The 26,459-nt window shown below is 64.4% G+C and carries 27 protein-coding genes; 10 read left to right on the top strand and 17 right to left on the bottom strand.

The genetic code is table 11. The annotated features are described in order from the left end of the window. Positions 1-102 precede the first annotated feature (102 nt). Positions 103-1,104 (top strand): COG3904 family protein, encoded by a 1,002-nt coding sequence (locus ACQY5B_RS10605; protein WP_420325294.1) that lies wholly within the window; start codon positions 103-105, stop codon positions 1,102-1,104. A gap of 113 nt (positions 1,105-1,217) precedes the next feature. On the opposite strand, the gene mfd is transcribed toward ACQY5B_RS10605, so the two are convergent. Further along, a complete protein-coding gene (mfd, locus tag ACQY5B_RS10600; protein WP_420325295.1) occupies positions 1,218-4,697 on the bottom strand; it encodes a transcription-repair coupling factor in 3,480 nt (1,159 codons plus the stop codon). 53 nt (positions 4,698-4,750) lie between these two features. Next, positions 4,751-5,278: a component of SufBCD complex gene (locus ACQY5B_RS10595; RefSeq protein ID WP_305969781.1), complete on the bottom strand. Its 528-nt coding sequence runs from the start codon at positions 5,276-5,278 to the stop codon at positions 4,751-4,753. A gap of 120 nt (positions 5,279-5,398) precedes the next feature. Between ACQY5B_RS10595 and hemB the strand changes: the two genes are divergently transcribed. Further along, a complete protein-coding gene (hemB, locus tag ACQY5B_RS10590; RefSeq protein ID WP_305969780.1) occupies positions 5,399-6,397 on the top strand; it encodes a porphobilinogen synthase in 999 nt (332 codons plus the stop codon). Positions 6,398-6,542: 145 nt separating this feature from the next. Further along, positions 6,543-7,094, top strand: coding sequence for a lipid-binding SYLF domain-containing protein (locus tag ACQY5B_RS10585; RefSeq protein WP_305969779.1), 552 nt, complete (start codon positions 6,543-6,545; stop codon positions 7,092-7,094). 139 nt (positions 7,095-7,233) lie between these two features. On the opposite strand, the gene ACQY5B_RS10580 is transcribed toward ACQY5B_RS10585, so the two are convergent. Continuing rightward, positions 7,234-7,503 carry an usg protein gene (locus ACQY5B_RS10580; RefSeq protein ID WP_305969870.1) on the bottom strand — a complete coding sequence of 90 codons (270 nt, stop codon included), beginning with the start codon at positions 7,501-7,503 and terminating at the stop codon, positions 7,234-7,236. 193 nt (positions 7,504-7,696) lie between these two features. Here ACQY5B_RS10580 and gyrA point away from each other — a divergent pair, with 193 nt between their 5' ends. Beyond that, complete coding sequence (gene gyrA, locus ACQY5B_RS10575; RefSeq protein WP_305969778.1) at positions 7,697-10,429, top strand: DNA gyrase subunit A; 2,733 nt, start codon at positions 7,697-7,699, stop codon at positions 10,427-10,429. 24 nt (positions 10,430-10,453) lie between these two features. Further along, a complete protein-coding gene (locus ACQY5B_RS10570; RefSeq protein ID WP_420325296.1) occupies positions 10,454-11,029 on the top strand; it encodes a hypothetical protein in 576 nt (191 codons plus the stop codon). A 72-nt stretch (positions 11,030-11,101) separates the two neighbouring features. Here the strand turns inward: ACQY5B_RS10570 and ACQY5B_RS10565 are convergent, their stop codons facing one another. The 3 genes from ACQY5B_RS10565 to ctaA all read right to left on the bottom strand — a co-directional run bounded on the left by ACQY5B_RS10565 (position 11,102) and on the right by ctaA (position 14,175). Beyond that, the gene (locus tag ACQY5B_RS10565) at positions 11,102-11,416 is read right to left on the bottom strand and encodes a hypothetical protein (RefSeq protein WP_420325297.1); all 315 of its coding nucleotides are present in this window, start codon (positions 11,414-11,416) and stop codon (positions 11,102-11,104) included. A gap of 137 nt (positions 11,417-11,553) precedes the next feature. Continuing rightward, the gene (locus ACQY5B_RS10560; protein ID WP_420325298.1) at positions 11,554-13,029 is read right to left on the bottom strand and encodes a carboxypeptidase M32; all 1,476 of its coding nucleotides are present in this window, start codon (positions 13,027-13,029) and stop codon (positions 11,554-11,556) included. After that, positions 13,030-14,175, bottom strand: a complete 1,146-nt coding sequence (ctaA, locus tag ACQY5B_RS10555; protein WP_420325299.1) for a heme A synthase — start codon at positions 14,173-14,175, stop codon at positions 13,030-13,032. A 200-nt stretch (positions 14,176-14,375) separates the two neighbouring features. On the opposite strand from ctaA, the gene ACQY5B_RS10550 reads away from it, so the two are divergent. The 3 genes from ACQY5B_RS10550 (at position 14,376) to ACQY5B_RS10540 (ending at position 15,922) form a co-directional block, all read left to right on the top strand. Continuing rightward, positions 14,376-14,726 (top strand): SH3 domain-containing protein, encoded by a 351-nt coding sequence (locus ACQY5B_RS10550; protein WP_420325300.1) that lies wholly within the window; start codon positions 14,376-14,378, stop codon positions 14,724-14,726. Between the two features lie 280 nt (positions 14,727-15,006). Further along, a complete protein-coding gene (locus ACQY5B_RS10545; RefSeq protein ID WP_305969772.1) occupies positions 15,007-15,324 on the top strand; it encodes an SH3 domain-containing protein in 318 nt (105 codons plus the stop codon). Between the two features lie 247 nt (positions 15,325-15,571). After that, on the top strand, positions 15,572-15,922 hold the full coding sequence (locus ACQY5B_RS10540; protein ID WP_420325301.1) for an SH3 domain-containing protein: 351 nt from the start codon (positions 15,572-15,574) through the stop codon (positions 15,920-15,922). A gap of 71 nt (positions 15,923-15,993) precedes the next feature. Here ACQY5B_RS10540 and ACQY5B_RS10535 read toward each other — a convergent pair whose 3' ends face one another. After that, a complete protein-coding gene (locus tag ACQY5B_RS10535) occupies positions 15,994-16,743 on the bottom strand; it encodes an RNA methyltransferase (RefSeq protein WP_420325302.1) in 750 nt (249 codons plus the stop codon). A gap of 133 nt (positions 16,744-16,876) precedes the next feature. On the opposite strand from ACQY5B_RS10535, the gene ACQY5B_RS10530 reads away from it, so the two are divergent. Next, on the top strand, positions 16,877-17,503 hold the full coding sequence (locus ACQY5B_RS10530; RefSeq protein WP_420325303.1) for a thiamine phosphate synthase: 627 nt from the start codon (positions 16,877-16,879) through the stop codon (positions 17,501-17,503). A gap of 148 nt (positions 17,504-17,651) precedes the next feature. Here ACQY5B_RS10530 and olsA read toward each other — a convergent pair whose 3' ends face one another. The 3 genes from olsA to ACQY5B_RS10515 form a co-directional block, all read right to left on the bottom strand. After that, on the bottom strand, positions 17,652-18,509 hold the full coding sequence (gene olsA, locus ACQY5B_RS10525) for a lyso-ornithine lipid O-acyltransferase (protein WP_420325304.1): 858 nt from the start codon (positions 18,507-18,509) through the stop codon (positions 17,652-17,654). A 7-nt stretch (positions 18,510-18,516) separates the two neighbouring features. After that, positions 18,517-19,275: an L-ornithine N(alpha)-acyltransferase gene (gene olsB / locus ACQY5B_RS10520; RefSeq protein ID WP_420325305.1), complete on the bottom strand. Its 759-nt coding sequence runs from the start codon at positions 19,273-19,275 to the stop codon at positions 18,517-18,519. Between the two features lie 120 nt (positions 19,276-19,395). Beyond that, positions 19,396-19,578 (bottom strand): DUF3553 domain-containing protein, encoded by a 183-nt coding sequence (locus tag ACQY5B_RS10515; RefSeq protein ID WP_305971821.1) that lies wholly within the window; start codon positions 19,576-19,578, stop codon positions 19,396-19,398. A 28-nt stretch (positions 19,579-19,606) separates the two neighbouring features. Between ACQY5B_RS10515 and ACQY5B_RS10510 the strand changes: the two genes are divergently transcribed. After that, positions 19,607-20,212: a histidine phosphotransferase family protein gene (locus ACQY5B_RS10510; RefSeq protein ID WP_420325306.1), complete on the top strand. Its 606-nt coding sequence runs from the start codon at positions 19,607-19,609 to the stop codon at positions 20,210-20,212. Positions 20,213-20,233: 21 nt separating this feature from the next. On the opposite strand, the gene ACQY5B_RS10505 is transcribed toward ACQY5B_RS10510, so the two are convergent. From ACQY5B_RS10505 to ACQY5B_RS10475, 7 genes are all read right to left on the bottom strand, one after another. Beyond that, a complete protein-coding gene (locus tag ACQY5B_RS10505; RefSeq protein WP_420325307.1) occupies positions 20,234-21,499 on the bottom strand; it encodes a glutamate-5-semialdehyde dehydrogenase in 1,266 nt (421 codons plus the stop codon). 72 nt (positions 21,500-21,571) lie between these two features. After that, the gene (gene proB / locus ACQY5B_RS10500) at positions 21,572-22,678 is read right to left on the bottom strand and encodes a glutamate 5-kinase (RefSeq protein WP_420325308.1); all 1,107 of its coding nucleotides are present in this window, start codon (positions 22,676-22,678) and stop codon (positions 21,572-21,574) included. Beyond that, complete coding sequence (gene obgE / locus ACQY5B_RS10495) at positions 22,666-23,706, bottom strand: GTPase ObgE (protein ID WP_420325309.1); 1,041 nt, start codon at positions 23,704-23,706, stop codon at positions 22,666-22,668. The genes proB and obgE overlap by 13 nt, the downstream gene beginning before the upstream one ends. Positions 23,707-23,784: 78 nt before the next feature. Next, entirely contained in the window at positions 23,785-24,324 is a 540-nt protein-coding gene (locus ACQY5B_RS10490) for a GNAT family N-acetyltransferase (protein ID WP_305971816.1), read from the bottom strand. 182 nt (positions 24,325-24,506) lie between these two features. Beyond that, positions 24,507-24,776 carry a 50S ribosomal protein L27 gene (gene rpmA / locus ACQY5B_RS10485; RefSeq protein WP_043138588.1) on the bottom strand — a complete coding sequence of 90 codons (270 nt, stop codon included), beginning with the start codon at positions 24,774-24,776 and terminating at the stop codon, positions 24,507-24,509. 21 nt (positions 24,777-24,797) lie between these two features. Next, positions 24,798-25,382 carry a 50S ribosomal protein L21 gene (locus ACQY5B_RS10480; RefSeq protein WP_420325310.1) on the bottom strand — a complete coding sequence of 195 codons (585 nt, stop codon included), beginning with the start codon at positions 25,380-25,382 and terminating at the stop codon, positions 24,798-24,800. A gap of 200 nt (positions 25,383-25,582) precedes the next feature. Further along, on the bottom strand, positions 25,583-26,437 hold the full coding sequence (locus tag ACQY5B_RS10475) for a DUF2059 domain-containing protein (protein WP_420325311.1): 855 nt from the start codon (positions 26,435-26,437) through the stop codon (positions 25,583-25,585). Between the last annotated feature and the right edge of the window lie 22 nt (positions 26,438-26,459).

Below are 26,459 nucleotides of genomic sequence, written 5' to 3'. Positions count from 1 at the left end.
TGTCAGACCGCCCCGCCACCACGGTCAAGCCCGCCCGCGCCTGCGCGTTTGACCGGAATCGCCTGCGACGGAATACTGAAGATGCAATTTCGGAGCATGCCCATGAAACACCTTGTCCTGGCACTTTTCGGTCTGTTCGCCCTGCCCGCACATGCGGCCGAGCTGCGGGTGATCGGCATGACGAACGATGCCTTCGACATCCAGAGGCCTGACCCGAACATAGCCTGCACCCACCGGATCACCGGCCAGTTCGCGCCGGGCGATGCCGACCGCATGGCCCACGGCCTGCGCAGCTCGATCGAAGGCTGGCGGGATCAGGGCCAATACGGCGTCTCCGTCATCTGCCTTGACAGTCCCGGAGGCGCCATTTCCGAAGCGCTGAAACTGGGCGCGGTGCTGCGCGAGATGGCCATCGGAACCCGGCTGGAGGCGGGCGCGCGCTGTGAAAGCGCTTGCGCCCTGCTGTTCATGGCGGGCAGTTTCCACGCCCACGAAAGCGGATACTACAAATGGCGGGTGATGCATCCGACCGCGCGGCTGGGATTTCACGCGCCCTCGCTGCAGGTCGGGCGCGGCGATTACGACGCGGCAACCGTGACCCGCGCCTACGCCCTCGCGATGGAAACGCTGGCCCGCACCATCGAGGACCTGATGCAGAACCGTGGGTTCCAGGACGGCGAGCACCTGAAACCCTCGCTGATTGCCACGATGCTGCGCACGCCGCCCGACCGCATGTTCCACGTTGAAACGGTGGATCAGGCCGGCCGCTGGGGCATTCGGATCGGGCCGTTGCGCCCCACGTCCCGAACCATGACAGAGATGGATTTCCGGCGCGCCTGTGCCAACCAGAAAGCCTGGGAGGCGGATGAAAGCGCCACGGCGAACACCTACTGGCAACAGAATTTCGTCAACTGGAAGACGGATCAATGGGGCGATACCGTCGAGGTCATCACCAATGACATGACCGGCGAGGGCTGCGAGTTTCCGGTCCCCAAGGGCGCCTCACGCAGCAAGCGCGTACCCGTCTCGCAGGTGCAATACGGATATTTCTCGATCGTCGATGCCGAGGATCCGGAGATGCGCCTTGACCGGCTGCCCCATTGACGCGACCGGACAATAGGCCCGCCGCACGGCCGGGAAAGGCCATGACAGTCGTTCAGCCCTCACCGCTCAGCGTCCTCAATCCCCGCGGGGAGACGTAAAGCCCGGCCCCGGTTTCAGGCCTTGGCCTTCTTCTTTTCGGCAACCACCTTTTCGGCCAGGTCACGGGCAATGGCAAAGGCGCCCTGGATCTTGTCCTTGTCGCGCTTCCAGTCGCGGCGCACCACGATCTTGTTCTCGCGCACCTTGGCAAGTCCATCCTGCGCCTTGATGAATTCCACCAGCCCCTGCGGCGAGGCGAACTTGTCGTTGTGGAACTGGATCGTGGCGCCCTTGGGGCCGCCATCCAGCTTGGCGATGCCCGCCTTCTTGCACATGGCCTTGATCCGCACCACCAAAAGCAGGGTGTTCACTTCGCGCGGCAGCTTGCCGAAACGGTCGATCAGCTCGGCGGCGAACCCTTCCAATTCCACCTTGGTGGTCAGCCCCGACAGGCGCCGGTACAGGCCCAGGCGTACGTCCAGATCGGGCACATAATCCTCGGGGATCAGCACCGGGACGCCCAGGTTGATCTGCGGCGCCCATTGATCGTCCGCCTCGGCCAGACCGTCCATCTCTCCGGCGCGGATCTTGGCGATCGCCTCTTCCAGCATCGACTGGTACAACTCGTATCCCACGTCGCGCATCTGTCCCGACTGTTCCTCGCCCAGCAGGTTGCCTGCCCCGCGAATGTCGAGGTCCTGCGACGCCAAGCTGAACCCCGCGCCCAGCGTGTCGATGCTGCCCAGCACCCGCAGCCGCTTTTCCGCCGTCTGGGTCAGCTTCACGCGGGGTTTCGTGGTCAGGTAGCAATAGGCACGCGTCTTGGACCGGCCAACGCGCCCCCGGATCTGGTAGAGCTGGCTGAGGCCGAACATGTCGGCACGGTGCACCACCATCGTGTTGGCGGTGGGAATGTCGAGCCCGGATTCCACGATGGTCGTGGCCAGCAGCACGTCGTAGCGCCCGTCGTAAAAGGCGTTCATGCGGTCGTCCAACTCTCCCGCCGCCATCTGGCCATGCGCCACGACATAGGACACCTCGGGCACCTGTTCCTTCAGGAACTCCTCGACCTCCGGCAGATCGCTCAGGCGTGGGACGACGAAAAAGCTCTGCCCGCCCCGGTAATGCTCGCGCAACAGCGCCTCGCGGATCGTCACCGGGTCGAATTCGGACACATAGGTGCGGATCGACAGACGGTCGACCGGCGGCGTCCCGATGACCGACAGGTCCCGCACGCCGGTCAGAGACAATTGCAGCGTGCGCGGGATCGGCGTGGCGGTCAGCGTCAAGACATGGATGTCCGAGCGCAGCTGTTTCAGCCGTTCCTTGTGCTGGACGCCGAACCGCTGTTCCTCGTCGATGATCAGCAGGCCCAGGTTATTGAACCGGATGCCCTTGGCCAGCAGCGCATGGGTGCCCACGGCAATGTCGACGGTGCCCTTGGAAATCCCGTCGCGGGTCAGCGCGGCCTGCCGGGAGGACACGAAACGCGACAGTGGATTGACCTCCAGCGGAAAGCCCCGGAACCTCTCGGCAAAGCTGTTGTAGTGCTGGCGGGCCAGCAGCGTCGTCGGCGCGATCACCGCAACCTGAACGCCGGACATGGCCGCGACAAAGGCCGCGCGCATCGCAACCTCGGTCTTGCCGAACCCCACGTCGCCGCAAATCAGCCGATCCATCGGCTGACCGGAGTGCATGTCCTCCATCACGTCCTCGATGGCGCGCAGCTGGTCGTCGGTTTCCTGGTAGGGGAAGCGCGCGGCAAAGGACTCATAGGCCCCCGCGGGCGGGTCCATGATCGGCGCCTTGCGCAGGGCGCGTTCGGCGGCAATCCGGATCAGGCGGTCGGCCATCTCGCGGATGCGCTGTTTCAGCTTGGCCTTCTTGGCCTGCCATGCACCGCCGCCCAGCTTGTCCAGCAGGCCTTCCTCGTGGCCGTACTTGGACAGCAGCTCGATATTCTCGACCGGCAGGTAAAGCTTGGCGCCCTCGGCATATTCCAGCGTCAGGCATTCATGCGCCGCGCCCGCGGCGGTGACCACCTCCAGCCCGAGATACCGCCCGATGCCGTGATCGACGTGAACCACCAGGTCACCGGGCGAAAGCGACTGGTGCTCGGTGATGAAATTCTCGGCCTTGCGGCGCTTTTTTGGCTGTCGGATCAGCCGGTCGCCCAGAACGTCCTGTTCCGAGATGACCGTCAGGCGGCCCTTGTCCCCCGCCTTTTCCCACGGCGCGGCAAAGCCCGCCTCCAGCGACCAGACCGCAAGATGCAGGCCGCGCTTGTCGATCCGGGTGCCATTGGTGATCGGGATCACCTCGGCCAGCCCCTCGTCCTCGATCAGCCCGGTCAGGCGTTCCCGCGCCCCCTCCGAGTAGGAGGCGATGACCACCGGCCCATCCTGAAGGCAGGTCTGAACATGATCCGCCAGCGTCTTGAAGAGGCTGATGTTTTCCTGCTGGCGCTCGGGCGAGAAGTTGCGCCCGATGCGCCCGCCCGCATCCACGACACCCGGCCCGCTGGCCTGCGGCAGCGGGTGGAACTGCACCTGACGCTTGCCTTCCAACGCCGCTTCCCAGGCGCCATCGTCCAGGTACAGGGTCTCGGGCGGGATCGGCTTGTAAACCGTGCTGCCCAGTGTCTTTTTCTGGCTCAGGGCGTGGCGACGCGTCTCGTACTGGTCCGCGATACTGTCCCATCGCGACAGGCGCGAGGGCGTCAGTTGATCGTCCATCAGCACCGGCGCATCGGGCAGGTAGTCGAACAGGGTTTCCAGCCGCGCATGGAAGAAGGGCAACCAGTGCTCGACGCCCGCGTGCTTGCGCCCCGCGCTGACCGCCTCGTAGAGCGGATCGTCCGTCCCCGCCGCGCCGAACTCGATCCGGTAGTTCTGCCGGAACCGCGTGATCGCCGCCTCGTCGAGGATCACCTCCGACACGGGCGCCAGTTCGACCACGTCCAGCTTCTCGGTCGTGCGCTGGCTGACCGGATCGAAACGCCGCGCGCCGTCCAGAACGTCACCGAAAAAATCCAGCCGCACCGGCCCGCCTTCGCCCGGCGGGTAGATGTCGATGATGCCGCCGCGGACCGCATAATCGCCCGGCTCTGTCACCGTGGGCGCCTGGCTGAACCCCATGCGGACAAGGAAAGCCCGCAACGCGACCTCGTCCACGCGGTCACCGACACGGGCGGCAAAGGCCGCCTCGCGCAGGACCTCTCGCGCTGGCAAGTACTGCATCGCTGCGGAAAGCGTCGTCAGCAGGACAAATCGCGACGGCCCGCCATGCACCAGTCCCGCCAGCGTCGCCATGCGGGCGGCGGAAATATCGGCATTGGGCGACACCCGGTCATATGGCAGGCAATCCCAGGCCGGAAAGTGTACCGCCGGCATCTCCGGCGCAAAGAAGGCCAGCGCATCGCGCATGGCCGCCAGCCGCTTGTCGTCGCGCGCGATGTGGATGACCGGCCCCTTGGCCCGCTCCACTTCGCGCAGCACCAGCCGGGCGTCGTAACCCTCGGGCGCGCCGCCCATGATGATCCGCTGCTCTGTCATGGAGGCTCAAATGGCGCGCTGCGCGGGCGCCGTCAACCTGCGCTTTGCCCGGATCAGAAAGGCAAGACCGTCAGGTTCATGTACATCCCCCACAACGCGGTGACAAAGATCGACACCATCCCGATCAGCTGCGTCAGCATCCGGTGGATGCGCAGCCGCCGCCACAGCGCCTCTCCCTCGCCCTCGCCTTCGCGGATCAGGCGGGCCGACCGCACGCTGAGCAGCCCCACCAGCGTCATCGGAAAGGCCAGCAGGAACACGGCCTGGGCGAACTCGATCCAGTAGCCCGGGTAGAAGCCCAGGATCGCCACACCCGACAGGAAGGCCGAGCCGATGGCCACGATCCACAGCCCCGATTCCTCGGCGATGAACAGCAGGCGGTTGGTGTTGATCCGCACCAGGTCCTCCAGGTCCTGCGCCGCCTGCCCGCCGTTGCGCCGGGCGCGCGCGACCATGTCATAGGGCACGCCCATGACCCAATGGCTGGTCGAGGACCAAAGAACGGCAAGCACGATCCAGAACCACAGGTTGGAAAAGCTGCGAAGGTCAATCAGCTCGAATACGGTGTCGTGCCAGTCCATATGCCCTGTCCTTGCCTGTGACCCGCCTCATAGCGCGGGCAAATCCAAATGCCCAGAGGGGGCTGGACAAGCCCGCGCGCGCGGGTGCATCCCTTGTCCCGACCAATGACGGAGCGCCCGATGCAGCCGACCTTTGCCCCCTTCCCCGCCACCCGCCTGCGCCGCCTGCGCCGCACCCCCGCGATCCGCGCATTGGTGCAGGAAACCACGCTTTCCCCGGCGGATTTCATCTGGCCGGTCTTCGTGCGCGACGGCGAGGGCGTGGTGGAACCGATCCACTCGATGCCCGGGGTCAACCGGCTGTCGGTGGACAAGGTGGCAGAGGCCGCCGTCGAGGCGCAGGCGCTGGGGATCCCGGCAATCTGCCTGTTTCCCTACACCGATCCCGCGCTCAAGACCGAGGATTGCGCCGAGGCCTGGAACCCGGAAAACCTCAGCAACCGCGCCACGCGGGCGATCAAGGCGGCGGCACCGGACATCGCCGTGATGACCGACGTGGCGCTGGACCCCTACAACATCAACGGCCATGACGGTTTTGTCGAGGGTGGCGAGATCGTCAACGACCGCACGGTCGAGGCACTGGTGAAACAGGCGCTCAGCCAGGCGGACGCCGGTGCCGACATCATCGGGCCCTCCGACATGATGGACGGGCGCATCGGCGCATTGCGCGGCGCGCTCGAAGGAGCGGGACACCAGAACGTGCTGCTGCTGAGCTATGCCGCGAAATACGCCAGCGCCTTTTACGGGCCGTTCCGCGACGCGGTCGGCGCCTCCGGCGCGCTGAAAGGCGACAAGAAGACCTACCAGCAGGACCCCGGCAATTCGGACGAGGCGATGCGCCTGATCGCCCGCGACCTGGCCGAGGGCGCGGACATGATCATGGTGAAACCGGGCATGCCCTACCTCGACATCTGCCGCCGCGCGCACGAGATGTTCGGCGCGCCCACCTTCGCCTACCAGGTGTCCGGCGAATACGCGATGATCGCGGGCGCCGGCGAACGCGGCTGGGTCGATGGCGAAAAGGTCATGATGGAAAGCCTGGTGAGCTTCAAGCGCGCCGGCTGCGACGGCGTGCTGACCTACTTCGCCCCGGCGGCGGCCCGGCTGCTGAACGGGTGATCCCGCCCATGTCGGCCAAAGCCTTGCGTGCGGTCTCTTGCCGATTTGCCACAACATGTCGTGACATCTCTTGCCCCTATGCCTATATTGCGCCGCAACCGGCGAAACAGCCGGAATTGAGGCCAATCGAGGAACAGGCGGACCCATGACACTCAACAGACGTAATGTGACCTTCGGGCTTGGTGCTACCCTGGCACTGGGCGCGTGCAACGGCGTCGGCAGCGGCGGCGATGCGCGCATCGACGCGCGCGTCGACCAGACCCTGTCGCGCCTCTACAGCGACTACCCGGCCACCCGCGATCTTGCGGCGAAATCCGTCGGCATGCTGGTGATGCCGGTGGTGACCGAGGCGGGCCTCGGCTTCGGCGGCGGCTATGGCCGCGGCGCGCTGCGGATCAACGGCGCTTCGGTGGACTACTATTCGGTGGCCAAGGCCTCGGGCGGTCTTCAGATCGGCGCGCAACAGTATTCGCACGTTCTCTTCTTCATGACCAACAGCGCGCTGGAAACCTTCCGCCGTTCGCCGGGCTTCGCGGCTGGCGCGAACCTGGAATACGCGGTGCTGGAACGGGGCGAGACGCTGGCGGCGGAAACCACCACCTCGCTGGCGCCGGTGATCGCGGTGATCTTTGGCCAGGCCGGTCTGCGTGTGGGCGCGACACTGGAAGGCGTGAAATACACCCGGATCATTCCCTGACGCCCGGGGACAGGGGCGGCCCAGACCCGGACCGCCCATTTTCACATTTCTTTCCTAGATCCTAACGCTTTGTACGTTTTGCCGGAATCAACGTACAAAACGTACGTTTTGTACAAAGTTCACGGCCTCCGGCGGCGGCTCAATGGTAGCGGAATTCGCCCACCACGTTGCGCCATTCCCCGGGCGAGATCATCTTGCGATGGGTGAACCGCACAGAGTGCAACGGCCCTTCGATCTCGTCGTGCCAGAACTCGATGAACTCGAACAGCCGGGGATGATCCGGCGCCAGGTCGTACTCCTGCCAGATAAAGGTGTTCAGGACATGGGCATAATCGGGCATGTGATAAAAGAACTCGGCCGTGGTCAGGCCATACCCCTTGAGCATCAGCTCGGTCTCGGACTCCTGCATCGTTTTTACCTCGATTGACAACTCGTAGGTAAATGCTGCCAAGCAAATCTTTACTTATCAATAAAAACAATGTGTTAGCAGACAGGCCCGCTGGCTGCCAAAATGCTGCCCCGGGCTGCCATTGCACCCCACAGATAGTCTCTGATATACCCTCTCCAACAAGATATGGCAGATCAACTGACAGGCCCCTGACGTGAGCGATACGCCCGAACCCCCTGAAAACGAAGACGAAAATCGTCCGGCACCGCGCGGCCCCTCGATCTCGATCGAAAACGAGATGAAGTCGAGCTACCTCGACTACGCCATGTCGGTCATCGTCAGCCGCGCGATTCCGGATCTGCGCGACGGCCTAAAACCTGTGCACCGGCGCATCCTCTACGCCATGTACGAGGGCAATTACACGCCCGACAAGGCCTATCGGAAGTCGGCGAAATCCGTCGGCGAGGTGATGGGCAACTATCACCCGCACGGCGATTCCGCGATCTACGACGCGCTTGTGCGGATGGCGCAAGACTTCTCGATGTCGCTGCCGCTGATCGACGGTCAGGGCAACTTCGGCTCGATGGACGGCGACCCGCCCGCCGCCATGCGATACACGGAAAGCCGGCTGGCGAAATCCGCCCTTGCTCTGTTGACCGACATCGACAAGGAAACCGTCGATTTCCAGGACAACTACGACGGCAAGGAAAGCGAGCCCACGGTCCTGCCCGCGCGCTATCCCAACGTGCTGGTCAACGGTGCCGAAGGCATCGCCGTCGGCATGGCAACCCGGATTCCGCCCCACAACCTGGGCGAGGTGATCGAAGCCACGCTGGCGTTGATCGAGAACCCGGACATGTCGACCGAGGAACTGATCGAATACATCCCCGGGCCTGACTTTCCCACCGGGGGCGTGATCCTTGGCCGCTCGGGCGCGCGCAAGGCCTACCTGGAATGCCGTGGCAGCGTCATCATCCGCGCCAAGACCCGGATCGAGGAGTTGCGCAAGGACCGCTATGCCATCGTCATCGACGAGATCCCCTACCAGGTGAACAAGGCGACGATGATCGAGCGCATCGCCGAGGCCGCGCGCGACAAGAAGATCGAGGGCATCGCCCACGTCCAGGACGAATCCGACCGCGACGGCGTGCGGGTGGTGGTCGAACTCAAACGCGACGCCACCGCCGAGGTGGTGTTGAACCAGCTTTTCCGCTTTACCCCGATGCAGGTCAGTTTCGGCTGCAACATGCTGGCGCTGAACGGCGGCAAGCCGGAGCAGCTGACGCTGTATGGTTTCCTCTCGGCCTTCATCGACTTCCGCGAGGACGTGGTGGCGCGGCGCACGGCCTACCTGCTGCGCAAGGCACGCGAACGGTCGCACATCCTGTGCGGTCTGGCCGTGGCGGTTTCGAATGTCGACGAGGTGGTGGCCACCATCCGCTCCAGCGCCGACGCCCCCGAGGCGCGGCAACGCCTGATGGAGCGTCGCTGGCCGGCGGAAGAGATCCTGCCCTATATCGCGTTGATCGACGATCCGACCCACAAGGCCAACGAGGACGGCACCTACAACCTGTCCGAAACCCAGGCCCGTGCCATCCTTGAACTGCGCCTGCAGCGCCTGACCCAGCTGGGGGTCAAGGAAGTCACCGACGAACTCGAAGATCTGGCCGCCAAGATCAAGGACTACCTCGACATCCTTTCGTCGCGCGAACGCATCATGGGCATCATCAAGGACGAGATGATTGCCATCCGCGATGAATTCGCCGTGCCGCGCCGGACCGAGATCACCGAATGGGCCGGCGACCTCGAGGACGAGGACCTGATCGAGCGTGAGGACATGGTCGTGACCGTGACCCAGTCCGGCTATATCAAGCGCACCGCCCTGGCCGATTTCCGCGCCCAGAAACGGGGCGGCAAGGGCCTGTCCGGCATGGCGACCAAGGATGACGACGTCGTCACCACGCTGTTTGTCGCAAACACGCATACGCAGCTTCTGTTCTTCACCACCGACGGCATGGCCTACAAGCTCAAGACCTGGCGCCTGCCGCTGGGCGGGCGGACCTCCAAGGGCAAGGCCATCGTCAACATCCTGCCGATCCCTTCGGGCGTCTCGATCGCCGCAATCATGCCGGTCGACCGGCCAGAGGCGGACTGGGACGACCTCCAGATCGTGTTTGCGACCAACAAGGGCAGTGTGCGGCGCAATAAGCTGTCGGATTTCACCAACGTGAAGTCGAACGGCAAGATCGCGATGAAGTTCGAAGATGAGGACATGCGCCTGATCAATGCGCGCATCTGCTCCGAGGACGACGATGTCATGCTGGTGACGGATTCCGGCCGTGCGATCCGCTTCCCCGTGCCAGAGGTGCGTGTCTTCAACTCGCGCAATTCCACCGGGGTGCGCGGAGTGCGCCTGTCAAACGGTGACGAGGTCGTTTCGATGTCGGTGATCCGTCACTTCGAGGCCAGCTCGGACGAACGCGCCTCGTACCTGAAGATGCGCCGCGCCATGGCCGGGCTGATCGACGAAGGTGAGACACCGGAGGAAGAAGAGGGGAATGCCGACAGCGCCATCACGCAGGAACGCTATGCACAGATGTCGGCGGCGGAAAACCTGATCCTGACCATCACCGCCAAGGGCCTGGGCAAGCTGTCGTCCAGCCATGACTACCCGGTTCGGGGTCGTGGCGGCATGGGCGTCACCGCCTGGGAGAAGTCCATGCGCGGCGGCGAAATTGTCGCTTCCTTCCCCGTCGAACTTGACGACCAGATCATGCTGGCCACCTCGACCGGGCAGTCGATCCGCGTACCGGTGGATGGCATTTCCTTCCGGTCGCGCAGCGCGGGCGGCGTCAAGGTCTTCAACACCGGCGCGGGTGAGACCGTGGTTTCCGTGGCCTGGATCGCCGATCAGGGCGAGGCAGACAACGAGACCGACCAAGACTAGGACAGACTGAGGATTTCCGGCGCCATGCGCATCATTTCACTTCTGATTACGCTCGTCGCTTTCGGCGTGGGTGTGTTTTTCATGTACGGGCGCTACGAACGCTACCAGCAGAACCAGCGGATCGAGGCTCAGAACCACCGCAAGAATGACGCCAACCGGGTCATCAAGCTGATCAACTCTTTCGACGGTCGGTCGCGTGAGTGCACCGATTGGTTTGTCGGTCTGGCCAGCGGGAGCTTCGATCTGCCGACGACCACGCCCAGAAACGCGCTCATGTTCAGCGAATCCTGCGGCGAGAGCATGGTCGAACGTGCCGATGAGGCCAGCGACCTGGTCAACAGGCTTGCGGCCAAGGAAGAGACGCAACCGGGTCGGACGGAGTTCCTGACCGAAGCACGCGCCCTGATCGAAGCCTATCGCAGCCAGTCCGACGATTTCGCGCAGGCTTACAGGATCCTGAATGCGGCGCCGGACCAGGACGCGCGATCGGCCCTGCGCCCGCAGGTGGCCCAACTGGTCAACCGGGCCATCCCCGCGATCAACCGCGGCCTGGGCAACCTCGAATCCGCGCGCAAGGCATTCATCTACCCCAACAGCTGATCCGCGTTCATATCGAATGCACGGGGGCGGGGCCGCGATTGCGGCGCCGCACTTTTTTTTCGATGCGGGTGGTCAATCCGTGCCAGAGGCAGATCCAACGGCAACCACGGCCAGGACCGCGCCCGTCAGGACCATCGGAGCCAGCGCAAACGGGTCCCCGTCGGCAACTGCCGCGCCCTTGACCCGCCGGCAATAGCGCATGACGTGTCCGTCGCGCTCTTCGGTGTCGGGGCGGCAATTGTAGGTGACGCCGTTGGTCCCCAGAACCTGCAACGAATAGACGGGCAAGCCCGACGGGCCGATCACCCGTGCCTCTGTCGTGGTCTGAGCAAGGGCGGGTTGCGCAAGCCCGGCGCAAAGGCCGGTGGCCAAGAGAATTTGCTTCATGATTGCTCTCCGCTCGCTGGATCATCAGTCACGGTGCTACCAAAGCCCCCGCAGCGGCCGAAACGGGAAAACCGCCGGACTTGCATCATGACGCGCGGGCGTCTGCTCACACCCACGCGGCCGGATCCGACTCTGATTTACAACCCGTAGATCGCGCCGAACTTCTCTTCGAGGTAGTCCAGCAGCGGTGCCTCTGACGGCGCCGTTCCACTGGCCTTCTCGATCACCTCACGCGGTGTGTAGAGGCCGCCGTGCTGCTGGAGGTTGTCGCGCAGCCAGCCCGTCGCGCCCGAGGTATCGCCCTGCGCCAGCTGCCCGTCCAGCTCCGGCACCGCATCGCGCAGGGCCTTGTAAAGGCAACCCGCATAGACATTGCCCAGAGAATAGGTCGGGAAATAGCCAAACAGGCCGGCTGACCAGTGCACATCCTGTAGGACCCCGTCCGAGGGCTTGTCGACCGCAAAACCGAAATCCGCCAGGAACCGGTCATTCCAGGCGGTTTCAAGGTCATCGACCTGCAGGTCGCCGGAAATCAGCGCGCGTTCCAGGTCAAAGCGCAGCAGGACGTGAAGGTTGTACTGGAGTTCGTCCGCCTCCGTCCGGATATAGCCGTTGCGGACCTTGTTCACCGCCGCGTAGAACCCGTCCCCGTCCGCGATGCCGATGTCGCCGAAAGTGTCGCGCATCTGGCCATAGAGCCAGCCGGTGAAGGCCCGCGAGCGCCCGATCTGGTTCTCGTAGATCCGGCTCTGGCTTTCGTGCACACCCATCGACGCGCCCGCCCCCAAAGGCGTCAACCGGTACGTCGGGTCGATGTTCTGTTCATAGCTGCCGTGGCCAACCTCGTGGATGGTCGAGTAGAAACAGTTGAACGGTTCCAGCGGCATGGTGCGCGTGGTGATGCGCACATCGTCGCCCGAGCCGGAACTGAAGGGGTGCACTGCCTTGTCCACCCTGCCCCGTCTCATGTCGTAGCCGAAGGTCTTGGCCAGAAGGCGCGCCAGTTTCATCTGCCCCGCCTCGTCAAAGGTGCCCGTCAGGCCCTGTGGCGCGGGCTTTGACAGCACCGCTTCGCGCAGCGCCACCAGTCGCGGCCGCAGGGCACCGAACATCGCCTCGAGGTCCGCCGCCTTGGCGCCGGGTTCGTAGTCGTCCAGCAATGCGTCATAGACATCGCCACCCGCCGCCAGCGCAGCCCCCTCTTCCTGCCGGAGCGCGATGAGCTCTTTCAGCACCGGGGCGAAGGCCGCGAAATCGTCGTCCGCACGCGCCTCGGCCCAGATAACGTGGCTGCGGCTGACCATGCGGGCGATTTCCGAAGCAAGCCGTTCAGGCACGCGCACGCTGCGGTCATGGCTGCGGCGGATGTGGCGCAGTTGGGCGCGGGCGACCGGATCAAGGTCCTTGTCTGCTATGGCCGCCAGCCAGTCTCCGACGCGCGGGTCGGTGCGGCGCTGGTGCAGGATCGCCTCCATGGCGGCGCGTTCATCGCTGCGCTGGTCCGCCGCGCCACGCGGCATCATGGTTTCCTGATCCCAACTCAACCGGCCTGCAACCTGCGCCAGCGCCTCTGTGTCACGCTGGAACGCCATCAATTCGTCATATGCACTCATTCAACTCGTGCCTCTTATGCTTTGTGGTGCGGGATAGCGCGCGGCAAACCGCGCCCGCAATATCAGTGCCAAAAGTGCAACCGCCCCCAGTTGGTGCACGATGGCAATGTGCCAGGGCGCGGCATAAACAACCGTGACGATACCCAGCACAATCTGCAGCAACAAGACGGCAAAGACGGCGTTGAACCGAAAGCGCGTGTCGCTGTTGGCTGACCGCCGCGCGCGCAGCCAGACCACGACGCCGAATGCAAACAGCAGGTAGCCGGTCACTCGGTGCATGAATTGCACAAGGCCCGCGTTTTCAAAGAAGTTCCGCCAGAGCGGCTCAAAATCGAACGCGTTGGAGGGAAAGACCTCTCCGCCCATCAGCGGCCAGTCGTTGTAGCTCCGGCCCGCGTCGATGCCGGCCACCAGTGCGCCCAGCAGGATCTGCAGGAAGGCGAAGTGCATCAGCCCCGTGGACATGGAAAAAAGCTTGGGCTCGGCGCTGCGCCGGGCCTGCATCAGGGCGCGTTCCTCATAGGTCAGGTGATACACATACCACGCGATCAGCCCCAGGATGACAAAGGCCAGTCCAAGGTGCGTGGCCAAGCGATAGGACGCCACGTCCAGCATCTCGCCACCAAGACCCGAGGAGACCATCCACCAGCCGATGGCCCCCTGAAGGCCGCCAAGGGCCCCCAGGCCCAGCAGCCGCCCGGTCCAGCCCGGCGGAATTGCCTTGGCCAGCAGGAACCCGAAGAAACCCAAGGCCCAGACCAGGCCGATCACCCTGCCCAGCTGGCGATGCCCCCATTCCCACCAGTAGATCGTCTTGAACTCGGACAGCGACATGCCCTTGTTCTGCAACTGGTACTCGGGGATCTGCTTGTATTTCTCGAACTCGGTATCCCAGTCGGCCGCATTCATCGGCGGCAGCGCCCCGGTGATCGGTTTCCACTCGGTGATCGACAGTCCGGAATCCGTCAGCCGTGTCAGCCCGCCGACCGCGATCATCACCACAACCAGCAGGAAAAGCACCATCAGCCACAGGCGCACCGCTCCGCGCGCGCCTCGTTTTCCCGCGTCGATCATGCCGCCTGCCGGGGCCGCCGGTTTCGGCGCGCCCTCGCCCACTTCCTCGAACAGCTTGCGTTTCTCTGCCATCCCAGCCTCCGCATTTTGAACGGACAGTAGAGCGCCCGACGGGGGCCTTCAAGCGGCGCCCCTGCGGCATGTCGCGGGGTCCGGAATACCTCCGTCAGGAATGCCTGACTTATGAAATCGGGGGGCAAACCGTAAATTATGGGCACAGGTTAACGAAGACGACAGACCCCGCCAGATCATCGACCCAAAGGACCAGACCCATGAAAAAGCTCATTCTTTCCGCCATCGTCGCAGCAACCGCCATGACCGCCTCGGCCGCCTCGGCCACCCAGGCCTGGATCGGCCACAACCACCTGAATGCCCGTTCCGGACCCGGTGTCCAGTATCACAAGCTGGGCGTGTTCAAGCCCTGCACCCCGGTGCACGTGGTCAAGTTCACCCGCGACTACTATGGCAACCCGACTTGGTACAAAGTCTACTTCAACCACAAATACTACTGGGTGAAGGCCGACTACGTGCAGGGCCACGCCTGCCACTGGACCCCGAAAAAGCATCACTGGGGCCACAAGAAGCAGCACTGGGGCCACAAGAACCACTACTACAATTACTGATCTCTTCCCCTGGGGCGCCGGATCCTCCTCCCTGTCCGGCGCACCTCCCCTCGCGGACCGATCCCCCACGGATCGGTCCGTTTTTTCTTGTCCGGATCACCGACAGAGCTCGGGGCCTGAAACCAGGCTCATGTCACGCCGCAGGGTCGGGAATACCTCCGTCAGGAATGCCTGACTTATGCGCGGGCCTCGAAAGTCATAGGTTGGTGTCACGGAACAAGACGACCACCCAGACCAGCAAGCACTACAGATCAAAGACTTAGTTCAAAGGACCAGACCGATGAAAAAGCTCATTCTCTCCGCCATCGTCGCTGCAACCGCCATGACCGCCTCGGCCGCTTCGGCCACGCAGGCCTGGGTTGGCAAGACCCCCCTGAACGCGCGTTCGGGCCCCAGCACGCATTACCAGGTGCTTGGTGTCTTCAATCCCTGCACCCCGGTCCACATCGTCGCTTACAAGCACGGCTGGGCCAAGGTGAAATTCCAGCACAACTACTACTGGGTTTCGGCCAAGTACCTGAGCAAGCATTCCTGCCACTGGGCCCCCAAGAAGAAGAAGTCCTGGGGCCACAAGAAGAACCACCACTACAACTACTGATCCTTTCCTCCCTTCGGCGCCGGTCTTCTCCTCCCGGACCGGCGCCCCTCCTCCCGGACCGATCCCTGCGCGGATCGGTCTTTTTTGTTTCCAGTTGGACAATGCCTACCCGAAGCAGACCGCCAGGGCGGTCAGGAATGTCTGACTTATGCACGGGGCAGCCGAGGTTTACCTTGGGTCCACAGGTTAACGAATATCCGATCACCGGCTCTTGTCAGACGATTATAGCCCCTAAAGGACCTATCCCATGAAGACTTTCCTCATCTCCGCCGCCGTCGCCGCCGCAACGCTCGCCGCCTCCGCCGCTTCGGCCGGGCAGGCCTGGGTCGGCCAGAGCCACCTGAACTACCGCACCGGTCCGGGCCAGAACTACCCGGTGGTGGGCACCTTCAGCCCCTGCACGGCGCTCGACACCTACGACACGCAATACGGCTGGGTGCAGATCCAGTACCAGGGCCAGTACTACTGGGTCCATGGCGACTACATCCTGAACTACGCCTGCACCTACACTCCGCCGAAGAACACCTACACGCCGCCCAAGAAGAAGGGTTATTCGGGTGGGTATTCCGGCGGCTATTCGGGCGGCGGCAACTACTGACCGCGGCCCAACCCGGCGCCGGATCTTCTCCCTGGCCGGCCCGGCCTTCTGGCGGACTGATCCCCCACGGATCAGTCCGCTTTCTTGTTTCTCCAACGCACCATCTGGCGCATCATACCGTGCAGCATCTGCACCTCGGCCCGGGTCAGCGGCAGGCGGGACCACATGTTGCGCAGGTTGACCTTCATGCTCTCGGCCTTGTGCGCCGGAAAGAAGAAGCCGGCCTCTTCCATGCGTTCCTCGTAGTGGCGCGCCAGATGATCGACCTCGTGCTGCAAAGCCAGTTCCGTTCCGGCCAGGGACTCGGCGACCTCGGGCATCTCTGCGCTTGCCCTGCGCCATTCGTAGGCACAGAGCAAAACGCATTGCGCGAGGTTCAGCGAGGCAAACTCGGGGTTGACCGGGACCGAGATGATGCCGTTGCAGGGTGCGATGTCCTCGTTTTCCAGTCCGGCGCGTTCCGGGCCGAAGATCACCGCCACCTTCTCTCCCCCCGCGATTCGGCGCGCGCATTCGGTCATCGCCGCTTCGGGCGTCCAGATCGTCTTGGTCAAATCGCGGGGCCGGGCGGTGGTGGCCAGAACGAACGAACAATCCCCGATCGCCCCCGGCACATCCTCGGACAACTGCGCCTCGTCCAGCAGGCGCCCGGCGCCGCTCGACATGGCCACAGCCTTGGAGTTGGGCCAGCCATCGCGCGGATCGACGATCCGCATCCGGTCGAGACCGAAATTCCACATCGCCCGCGCCGCCGCGCCGATATTCTCGCCCATCTGGGGCCGAACCAGCACAAAGGCCGGTTGGGGGGTGCCTGTCGCCATCTCGCTCTCTCCGTTCGATCGGCGGAGGGGTAATGCCCCTCCGCCCCGGGGGCAAGCCTTGGCGAGAGATGAAAAACCCGGGTGCAAAGGCTGCAAAGCCGCGTTATGAGAACCTTCGGTTCAGGAGAACACCATGACGACCCAAGACCCCGATGCCCCGCAGATCTATCTGGTCACGCCACCAGAATTCGACCTGGGCACATTTCCCGACCGGTTGGCCCGCGTGTTGGACGGGGTCGAGACCGCCTGCCTGCGCCTGAGCCTGGCCACCCGCGACGAAGACCGGCTGATGCGCGCCGCCGATGCCGTGCGTGAGATCGCGCACCGGGTCGACGTGGCGCTGGTGATCGACACGCATGTGATGCTGGCCGACCGGCTTGGCCTGGACGGTGTCCACCTTGTCGACGGCGCTCGGTCCGTGCGCACGGCACGCAAGACACTTGGCCCCGATGCCATCGTCGGCGCCTGGTGCACCCAGTCGCGCCATGACGGCATGACCGCCGGCGAACACGGCGCCGACTACGTTGCCTTCGGCCCCGTCTCTGGCGCCTTGGGCGATGGCGAAGTGGCCGAGCATGAGCTCTTTGCCTGGTGGACCGAGATGATCGAGGTCCCTGTCGTCGCCGAAGGCGGGTTGACGCCTAAACTCGTCCGCAGCCTGGCCCCGGTCACGGATTTCTTTGCCGTCGGCGAGGAAATCTGGCGCGAGGAAGATCCGCTGGCAGCCCTGCAGTCCCTGCGCGACGCCATGCGCGGCTGATACGGACCGGCTGTCGCGGCCAAGGCCCCTGTTTCGTGGTGACATGTGGTGCCATATCGGCCGACCACAGCTTTATCGCGCAAATCGAAAGGAGGCGGGGGAGGTCCCGAAATTCGGGGCCGCGCCCCGAAAGCCACCGTACGCCGGGCTACGCTCCGCCCAGCAGCTCCGGTGCCACGGGGCCAAGTTCCGCTGCGTGCCCCTCCCGGACCCGGATTTCCAGCGCGTGCGCCAGGCTCTTGCGGTTGGCGAAATCATCCACCCGGACCGGCGGATGATAGTTCAGCACCACCCTGCCCTGTCGCGGTGCCGCGAGGATCCGCAGCAGGGAGGCACCGAAATCCATATCGCCCCACCATCCATAAAACCGCGGGTGCGCGCCCCGGGGCGGATGATAGACCACGCTCACCGGCTGCACCTGCAACCGGTGATGCAGGCATTCGGAATAGAAGGCGGCGAAAAGCGTCGTCTTGAACGGCAGAACCCTCAGCCCGTCGGTCGAGGTGCCTTCGGGAAAGAACAGCAGTCGGTGTCCGTTCAGCAAACGATCCTCGAAGGCCTGCGCCTGGGCCTGCGCCTCGCGCCGGTCGCGGTTGATGAACAGAGTGCCCGTAGCCCGCGCCAGCCATCCGATTCCGGGCCATCCCGCCACCTCGGCCTTGGAAACGAAATAGATCGTCTTTCGGCTGTTCAGCACGAAAATATCTAGCCACGAGGTATGGTTGGCAACGATGGCACCCGGCCCCTTCATGCGTTGCCCGCGCATTTCGACGGGCAACCCCATGATCACCAGCACGGTGCGGCAGACAAAGCGGGTGATGTGCGGCGTCACGGGTCGCCCGGCCCCGCAAAGCGGCCGTTCCACCAGACGCACCAGCAAAAGCAGCCCCAGGCATCCGAAGATCACCAACGCCATGAGCGGTGCGCGCCAGGCGATACGCAGCCAGCCCCGCGCACCGATCGGGGGCCAGTCCGGCTCCTCGGCGCCGTTCCAGGTCTGGCTCATGCCCGCCTCATGTGGCGCGTTCCTGGGTATAGAGCGCGCGCTGCCGGTCGGTCATGCGCGCGGTGTCCATCACCAGGCAGACATCCACGGTGTTGAAGGAGTGATCGACAAAGGCGCCGTCCCCCACGCACCCCCCCAACCGCAGGTAGGCCTTGATCAGCGCCGGCACCTGCAACATCGCTCGGCGCCTGTCGATCTGGTCTTCGGGCAACAGGTTCATCGACAGGAATTCACGCGCCCTCGGGCGCAGTTCGCGCGGCGCCAGGTGACGATGATGCAAGAGCGAGAGCGGACCGGCCAGCCTGTCCACATCCGTACCGTGGAAACTGGCGACGCCGAAGAGAACCTCTATCCCGTGGTCCAGAACGTAACCCGCCAATCCCTGCCAGAGGTGGAACATGGCCGCACCGCCCCGGTAGTCGCGATGCAGGCAGGAGCGGCCCAGTTCCATCAGGCGGCGACCACTGTTGCGCAACGCGCCAAGATCATACTCGTCCTCGGAGTAAAACTGGCCCGCCAGGGCAGCCTGGTCGTCGCGCAGCAGGCGGTATACACCGACCACGGCACCGCCCTTGCTGTCATCGCAGACAAGAAGATGATCGAAGAAGGGATCGAACCGGTCGCGTTCCAGCCCTGCATCGTGATCGACCAGCGCGCCGTCGCCCCCCAGTTCGGTCACGAAGACATCATACCGCAGACGCTGCGCCGCGGCGATATCCTCGGCATCTCTCGCCAGCCGGACCGAGAAGGCCTCTGTCACTGTCATCTCTCCCAAGCGCTGCGGTCGGACCTGTCGGACGGTCATAGGCAAGCGGGCCTGCGAGTGCAACGCTTGCGGTTCCGTCCTAACCTTGGTTAACCCTTCATCAACCTGTGGCCGACTAGGTTAACCATCATGAACGGGGAGTAACGTGACCCGGGCACTGTCCAGGACGACCTTGCCCTCTTCCCGAAAGTTTACGGTGATCCGGCCCCCGATGTTGGACTGCACCTGCCCAGTACCCCAATCGGGCTGTTCGGGATGCCGCACCAGCATTCCTGGTTCGAGTAACGAGTTGAGTTCTTTCATTCCTGTACCCTCCAGATCGGAGATTGCCATGTCCCAGTCCCAAGCTCAGCTCGCCGCCCTCGTCGGTTCGCGGCTGTGCCACGACCTTATCAGTCCTATCGGCGCCATCCAGAACGGGCTGGAGTTGATCGCCCTTGCCGGGCCCACCGATCTGAGCCCCGAAATGGCGCTGATCCAGGACAGTTGCGAAAGCGCCGCCGCGCGCATCCGCTTTTTTCGTGTCGCCTTCGGCCAGGCCGGTGAACAACAGATGATGGGCCGACGAGAGATCGCGTCCACCCTGACGGCCCTGGGCAAGGGTGGCAAGCTGCAGGTGGACTGGACCCCGCAAGAGGACCTGCCCCGCCTTCAGGTGCAGCTGGCCTTCCTCGCCTACCTTTGCTGCGAAAGCGCGCTGCCGCATGGCGGCACGCTGCGTGTCGATCGGGATGCGGCGGGTTGGACGCTCCACGCCACGGGACCGCGCATTGCCGCAGACCCGCAGCACTGGAAACACCTCGATGGCAGTGCCCCGTCTGACTGGCCCGGGGCGGACCGCGTGCATTTCGTGCTCTTGCCGATCCAGGCCGAGGCGTCGGGCCAGAGGATCTATGCCACCCCGACCGACGATGCCATTACGATCAAGATCGCCTGACCGGCCCGGACGGTGCAGGCCTCAGGCCCGCACCGTCCCGTCACCGGTCACCAGGTACTTGAAGCTGGTCAACTGCTCGGCGCCCACGGGGCCCCGGGCGTGCATCTTGCCTGTGGCGATCCCGATTTCCGCACCCATGCCGAACTCTCCGCCATCGGCGAATTGGGTCGAGGCATTGCGCATCAGGATCGCGGAATCCAGTCGTTCGAAAAAACGCGCCGCCGCTGCGTCATCCTCTGTCAGGATCGCGTCGGTGTGGTTCGAGCCGTACTTTCGGATGTGCCCGATGGCCTCGTCGATGTCGTCGACGACCCGCGCCGCTATGATGCTATCCAGGTATTCTTGGCCCCAGTCCTCGGCTTTGGCGGGCACGGTGCCCGGAATGGTCTGCAACCCGGCATCGGCACGCACTTCCACTCCTGCATCCAACAGCGCGCGGATCACGCCCTGGCCGACGGTCTCGACCACGTCGCGATGGATCAGCAGACATTCGGCCGCACCGCAGATACCGGTGCGCCGGGTCTTGGCATTGCGGACCACGGACAACGCCTTGACCGGGTCGGCCTCCTTGTCGATGTAGATATGCACGATGCCCTCGAGGTGGGCAAAAACGGGCACCCGCGCTTCGCGCTGAACGAGGCCGACCAGCCCCTTGCCTCCGCGCGGCACGATCACGTCGATGAAGTCGGTCATCTTCAGCATCTCGCTGACGGCGGCGCGATCGCGGGTCGGCACCAACTGGATAGCGGTTTCCGGCAGGCCGGCGGCGCGCAGCCCCTCGACCAGGCAGGCATGGATCGCGCCGGAGGAATGAAAGCTCTCGGACCCACCGCGCAGGATCACCGCGTTGCCCGCCTTGAGACAGAGCGCACCGGCATCCGCCGTCACGTTGGGGCGGGATTCATAGATCACCCCGACCACGCCAAGCGGCGTGCGCACGCGCTGGATGTGCAGGCCTGTGGGACGGTCCCATTCCTCGATGACCTTACCCACCGGATCGTTCTGCGCCGCGACCGATCGCAGGCTGTCGCAGATCCCCTGGATGCGCGCCTCGTCCAGCATGAGGCGGTCCATCATGGCCTTGCTCAGGCCCTTTTGCTGACCGAAATCGAGGTCGCGGGCATTGGCCTCGATGACCTGTGTTCGGGCCTCCCACAGCTTGTCCGCCGCGACCTCCAGCGCCTTGCGCTTGGCCTCGGCTGGGGCAAAGGCCAGTTCCGCTGCGGCGGCACGCGCCTTTTCTCCGATGTCCTGCATCAGGGCGGGGATGTTCTCGAGATCTTTCATGGGACGAACCCTCTGGCCAGAAGTGACTGCGTCTTTAGTAGTGGGATCGGTGGGACGGGTCAAAGAAAGCCGTCACACCGCCATGTCGTCGCGGTGGATCAGGACGGCGCGACCTGGATAGCCCAGGATGCGCTCGAAGTCGCGGCTGTGATGCCCGGCGATGGCCGTGGCTTCCGAGGCGGTATAGCGTGTCAGACCCTGCCCCAGTGTCAGGCCGTTCATCGTCCGGATCGTCACCGGCTCACCGCGCCCGAAATCGCCCTCGACCGCACGCAAGCCGGCGGGCAAAAGCGACTTCCCCGAGGCCAGCGCCTGCGCCGCTCCCTCGTCCACCTGCAGCGTGCCTTGCGGTTTCATCGCCGCGATCCAGCGTTTGCGCGCCGCATGCGGGTCGAGATGCGGGGTGAACAAGGTCGATGGCGCGCCGTTGGTCAGGCGTTTCAGCGGATGCAGTTCGGCGCCGTGCATGATGATCATGGCACAGCCCGAGGCGGTGGCCGTCTTGGCCGCCATGACCTTGGTCTTCATCCCGCCCTTGGACAGGCCCGAGCCTGCATCACCTGCCATCGCCTCGATCTGGGGCGTGATTTCGTCCACGGTATCAATCCGTTGCGCGCCCGGATCGCTGTTCGGATTGCCGGTATAAAGGCCATCCACATCCGACAAGAGCACCAGAAGGTCCGCGCCAACAGTCACCGCGACCTGTGCCGCCAGCCGGTCGTTGTCGCCATAGCGGATCTCATCCGTGGCCACGGTGTCGTTCTCGTTCACGATGGGCACGGCGCCGAACCCCAGCAGGGTTTCCAGCGTGGCGCGCGAGTTCAGGTAGCGACGACGGTCGGAACTGTCTTCCAGCGTCACCAGAACCTGCGCGGTCGTCAGCCCGTGCGGTGCCAGCGCCTCTTGCCAGGCGCGGGCCAGGTGGATCTGACCGACAGCGGCGGCCGCCTGCGATTGTTCCAGTGGCAGGACGGAGGGCGGCAGTTGCAGGATTCCGCGGCCAAGCGCGATCGAGCCGGACGAGACCAGCACAACGTCGGCGCCACGCGCTTTCAGGTGCGCGATGTCCTCGGCAATTGCATCCAGCCAGCTGCGGCGCAAATCGCCACTTGCGCGGTCCACCAGCAGGGCCGAGCCGATCTTTATGACAACCCGACGCGCCTCTGTCAGGGCTGCCATGTCCCGTCCTCCTCGGGGTCCGCAGGACGGTCCGCCGCGCGGCGGGCCTCCACATGCGGACGCAGCGCGCGCAGCACCTCGGTCACACCCTCGCCGGAAGCCCCGGACATGAGCATGACGTTCTCGGCCCCTGCCGCCTCGAGTTCCTCCTTCAGAAATTCTCGCTCCTCGGCGTCCAGCGCGTCGATCTTGTTCAGAACGGTCACGCGGGGCTTTTCGGACAAGCCGGCGCCATAGGCGTCCAGCTCGTTGCAGATGGTCTGGTAGTCCTCGATCAGGCTGCCGGACGTGCCATCGACCAGATGCAGCAAGACCGCCGACCGTTCGACATGGCCCAGGAAGATGTCCCCCAGGCCCCGCCCCTCGTGCGCGCCCTCGATCAGGCCGGGAATATCGGCCACGACAAACTCGGTGTTGTCGACAGAGACGACACCAAGGTTCGGGTGCAGGGTGGTAAAGGGGTAATCCGCGATCTTTGGCCGGGCGTTCGAGGTCGCGGCCAGGAAGGTGCTCTTGCCGGCATTGGGCAGCCCCAAGAGACCCACGTCCGCAATCAGTTTCAGACGCAGCCACAGCGTCCGTTCGACCCCGTCCTGCCCGGGGTTGGCATTGCGCGGCGCCTGGTTGGTGGCGGTCTTGAAGCGCAGGTTGCCCCAGCCGCCATTGCCGCCCTTGGCAAGCTGCACCCGCTGACCCAGTTCCGTCAGATCGGCAATCACGGTTTCCTCGTCTTCCTCGAGGATCTCGGTGCCCACGGGCACGCGCAGGACGATGTCGCTGCCGTCGGCGCCGGTGCGGTTCTGCCCCTTGCCCGCCTGCCCGTTCTGGGCAAACCAGTGCTGCTGATAGCGGAAATCGATGAGCGTGTTCAGCCCGTCCACCGCCTCGGCCCAGACAGTGCCGCCGCGGCCTCCATCGCCCCCGTCCGGCCCGCCGTATTCGATGAACTTTTCGCGGCGGAAACTGACACAGCCGTTCCCGCCGGAACCGGAACGGATGTAGACCTTGCAGAGATCGAGGAATTTCATGATTGGGGCTTTCGGCGAGAGACAGGCGGCGGTTTACCGGGGTTTCCCCCGGCGCTCAAGCGGGCCTTGCGCGACGCCTCAGGCCAGCTTGCAGATATATGTCCAGGTTGGGACCTTGGCCTGGCGGGCCACGGAATAGGCCTCGGCATCGCCGATGTATTCGAACCCGCAGTTCACCAGCACCCGCGCCGAGGCGGCGTTGTCCTGGAAGACGCTGGCGAACATCGTGGCATTGCCCATCGGGTTGGCCTCGACCAGCGCGCGCACGGCTTCGGAGGCCAGCCCGGTATTCCAGAAGGCCGGCGCGACCCAGTACCCGACCTCGGACTGGTTGCGGTCCATCCGCTCCAGCGCGATCACGCCCATCAGCTCGGAGCCGCCGACCTTGGTGGCATCCATCGCCCAGACGTCTTCGTGCCGGTCAGGTGCGGTGACGCGCGCGACAAATGCCTCTGCCGCGCCCGGCGGCAGCGGGTGCGGAATGGATGTCGTCATCCGGGCCACGCGTTCGTCGCCGGTGTATAGCTCCATCAGTCCAATGTCGGACCGGCGCACGGGGCGCAGATCGAACCGCTCGGTCTTGACGACCGGCTGATCCTGGGTTGCATCAAGGCCCATGTGCACTCTCCTCTCGTGCATCGGACGAGATCGGCTCTGCCTGTTCTGTGACAGGTCATTTTGTCATTGGCATGACCGACCGGAGGCCCGTGACCGGGCCAGAAAAACAGCACCAGGAAACAGCGAAGGGGACCGGCGGTGCCGCCGATCCCCTGTCCGTTTCCGTGACACTGATCTCGGCGTTATTCCGCGGCTTCCGCCACCGGCAGGACCGAAATGAACGTGCGACCCTTGAGGCCCTTGCGGAAGGTCACGGCGCCTTCGGCAGTTGCAAAGATGGTGTGATCCTTGCCCATGCCAACGCCTTCGCCCGGCCAGAACTTGGTGCCGCGCTGACGCACGATGATATTGCCGGGGATCGCGGCCTGCCCGCCGTACAGCTTGACGCCAAGACGGCGTCCGGCTGAGTCGCGACCGTTGCGGGAGGAACCGCCTGCTTTTTTATGTGCCATTCGTTTCTCTCCTTAACTGTCTCAGACCAGAGTCTTGGCCTGTTCGACCCACTCGGGCTTGACCTTGGCGGCCTCGAAGGTTTCGGGGTCCACGGTCGCCAGCTGGGCAAAAGTGGTGATACCGGCCTCGGCCAGCTTCTTGGCGGCGGCGGGGCCAACACCAGTAATCTGGGTCAGGTCGTCGCCGGATTCAACCGCTGCGGGGGCTGCTGCCTTGGGGGCGGCGGCCGGCGCGGCTGCCTTCGGGGCCGAACCTGCGCCCTGTGCGGCCTTGACGCCGGTCGCATCTGCGCCTTCGGCGAGAATCTCGGTCACGCGAACCAGCGTCAGTTGCTGGCGGTGGCCCTTGGTGCGCTGCGAGCTGTGCTTGCGGCGGCGCTTGACGAAATGGATCAGCTTGTCACCCTTGACCTGGTCGATGACCTCGGCCTGCACGGCGGCGCCGGCCACGAAGGGCGCGCCGACGACGGTGGTGTCGCCACCCAGCATCAGAACGTCATTGAACTGTACGGTTTCACCCGCGTCTGCGGCCAGCTTTTCCACCCGGAGCGTATCGCCCGACTGGACCTTGTACTGTTTGCCGCCGGTTTTCATCACCGCGAACATGGTGCGTCATTCCTTTTCTGCCGCGTTCTGTGGCCCCGTCATCCGGAGTTTACAGGGTCCTTGCCCCGCCTCGAACAGCGCGTCCATTCGGACGATCGTTGAACGAAAACAAAAGGCGGGGCCAAAAGCCCCGTCTATTCGTGCGCGGCTTATGATCCGCGAAGCCCGTGGTTGTCAAGCCATTGTTGCAAGAGCCGGCCTCAGAGTTCCTGCTGCTGCATCTGCCGCGAGGCCGCCAGCCCGAGGGCATAGGAAATCTCGTCGTACATGGCGTTGAATCCGGCAAACAGCGCCCGGTTCAATGCCCGCCCCTGGGTGGTTTCGGACAGGGCGATATAGGCTTCCAGTTCCTCGTCCTCCAGCGGTTCGTAGGCGAGAAGGAGGTAGGCGAAAAGCCATTCGCGGGTGTCCTCGCGCGTGTCCTCCTCCTGGCTCCAGACATCGGAGAGGATATCGCCCTCGGCCATCTGCAAGCCGCCCCCGTCGACCAGGCCGGAGTAGAAGCGGAACGACGCATTCAACGCACCGGTCACGTTGGTTTCGAGAAGGTCGTTTACTTCGACGAAGCGGCGCAGCTGATCCAGGCGCGGGTCCTCGCTGCCCTTGATGTCCAGATAGGCCTGACGCGCGGCCTGTTCGACCTCGTCATCGATCATGGCACGCCGCGCTTCGAGTTCCAGGGTGATGATCTTCTGCCCGAGGTCGGACGAGAAAAAGGCAATCAAAGGCGCCGGGTCGCTGTCCTCGATGGCCTCCGCAAAGCCCTCGCGAACGATGGCGCGCATCTTGTCCGGGTCATAGATCGTGTCCAGCAACTCCTGCCAGGCAGGATTGCTGCCGCCCGGGATCATCTCATCGGCCAGTTCGGCGCCGTAGGCCATGCCCTCGACGCGCATCACCTCGATCATGGAATCGATCTGCAGCGCCTCGGCCAACTCGTCTATGGGCTCGGCCCGCAGCGGCAACGCAAGACAGAGGCAGGTAAGCCATGCCAACAGCGCCGGGATCAGGTGCCGGGCCGTCAGGGCCTTGGGTGTCGGGGCGTTTTTGATCATTTTGTCCTCGCGCGGATCTGGG

Origin of the sequence: Antarctobacter sp., from assembly GCF_965277915.1 — a bacterium.
Taxonomy (GTDB): domain Bacteria; phylum Pseudomonadota; class Alphaproteobacteria; order Rhodobacterales; family Rhodobacteraceae; genus Antarctobacter.
This window is presented reverse-complemented; position numbering and strand designations above follow the sequence as displayed.

Excerpts from the sequence above, each read along its gene's own strand:
- ACQY5B_RS10605 (WP_420325294.1), top strand. The coding sequence starts at position 103 with ATGAAACACCTTGTCCTGGCACTTTTCGGTCTGTTCGCCCTGCCCGCA.
- mfd (WP_420325295.1), bottom strand. The coding sequence starts at position 4,697 with ATGACAGAGCAGCGGATCATCATGGGCGGCGCGCCCGAGGGTTACGAC.
- ACQY5B_RS10595 (WP_305969781.1), bottom strand. The coding sequence starts at position 5,278 with ATGGACTGGCACGACACCGTATTCGAGCTGATTGACCTTCGCAGCTTT.
- hemB (WP_305969780.1), top strand. The coding sequence starts at position 5,399 with ATGCAGCCGACCTTTGCCCCCTTCCCCGCCACCCGCCTGCGCCGCCTG.
- ACQY5B_RS10585 (WP_305969779.1), top strand. The coding sequence starts at position 6,543 with ATGACACTCAACAGACGTAATGTGACCTTCGGGCTTGGTGCTACCCTG.
- ACQY5B_RS10580 (WP_305969870.1), bottom strand. The coding sequence starts at position 7,503 with ATGCAGGAGTCCGAGACCGAGCTGATGCTCAAGGGGTATGGCCTGACC.
- ACQY5B_RS10570 (WP_420325296.1), top strand. The coding sequence starts at position 10,454 with ATGCGCATCATTTCACTTCTGATTACGCTCGTCGCTTTCGGCGTGGGT.
- ACQY5B_RS10565 (WP_420325297.1), bottom strand. The coding sequence starts at position 11,416 with ATGAAGCAAATTCTCTTGGCCACCGGCCTTTGCGCCGGGCTTGCGCAA.
- ACQY5B_RS10560 (WP_420325298.1), bottom strand. The coding sequence starts at position 13,029 with ATGAGTGCATATGACGAATTGATGGCGTTCCAGCGTGACACAGAGGCG.
- ctaA (WP_420325299.1), bottom strand. The coding sequence starts at position 14,175 with ATGGCAGAGAAACGCAAGCTGTTCGAGGAAGTGGGCGAGGGCGCGCCG.
- ACQY5B_RS10550 (WP_420325300.1), top strand. The coding sequence starts at position 14,376 with ATGAAAAAGCTCATTCTTTCCGCCATCGTCGCAGCAACCGCCATGACC.
- ACQY5B_RS10545 (WP_305969772.1), top strand. The coding sequence starts at position 15,007 with ATGAAAAAGCTCATTCTCTCCGCCATCGTCGCTGCAACCGCCATGACC.
- ACQY5B_RS10540 (WP_420325301.1), top strand. The coding sequence starts at position 15,572 with ATGAAGACTTTCCTCATCTCCGCCGCCGTCGCCGCCGCAACGCTCGCC.
- ACQY5B_RS10535 (WP_420325302.1), bottom strand. The coding sequence starts at position 16,743 with ATGGCGACAGGCACCCCCCAACCGGCCTTTGTGCTGGTTCGGCCCCAG.
- ACQY5B_RS10530 (WP_420325303.1), top strand. The coding sequence starts at position 16,877 with ATGACGACCCAAGACCCCGATGCCCCGCAGATCTATCTGGTCACGCCA.
- olsA (WP_420325304.1), bottom strand. The coding sequence starts at position 18,509 with ATGAGCCAGACCTGGAACGGCGCCGAGGAGCCGGACTGGCCCCCGATC.
- olsB (WP_420325305.1), bottom strand. The coding sequence starts at position 19,275 with ATGACAGTGACAGAGGCCTTCTCGGTCCGGCTGGCGAGAGATGCCGAG.
- ACQY5B_RS10515 (WP_305971821.1), bottom strand. The coding sequence starts at position 19,578 with ATGAAAGAACTCAACTCGTTACTCGAACCAGGAATGCTGGTGCGGCAT.
- ACQY5B_RS10510 (WP_420325306.1), top strand. The coding sequence starts at position 19,607 with ATGTCCCAGTCCCAAGCTCAGCTCGCCGCCCTCGTCGGTTCGCGGCTG.
- ACQY5B_RS10505 (WP_420325307.1), bottom strand. The coding sequence starts at position 21,499 with ATGAAAGATCTCGAGAACATCCCCGCCCTGATGCAGGACATCGGAGAA.
- proB (WP_420325308.1), bottom strand. The coding sequence starts at position 22,678 with ATGGCAGCCCTGACAGAGGCGCGTCGGGTTGTCATAAAGATCGGCTCG.
- obgE (WP_420325309.1), bottom strand. The coding sequence starts at position 23,706 with ATGAAATTCCTCGATCTCTGCAAGGTCTACATCCGTTCCGGTTCCGGC.
- ACQY5B_RS10490 (WP_305971816.1), bottom strand. The coding sequence starts at position 24,324 with ATGGGCCTTGATGCAACCCAGGATCAGCCGGTCGTCAAGACCGAGCGG.
- rpmA (WP_043138588.1), bottom strand. The coding sequence starts at position 24,776 with ATGGCACATAAAAAAGCAGGCGGTTCCTCCCGCAACGGTCGCGACTCA.
- ACQY5B_RS10480 (WP_420325310.1), bottom strand. The coding sequence starts at position 25,382 with ATGTTCGCGGTGATGAAAACCGGCGGCAAACAGTACAAGGTCCAGTCG.
- ACQY5B_RS10475 (WP_420325311.1), bottom strand. The coding sequence starts at position 26,437 with ATGATCAAAAACGCCCCGACACCCAAGGCCCTGACGGCCCGGCACCTG.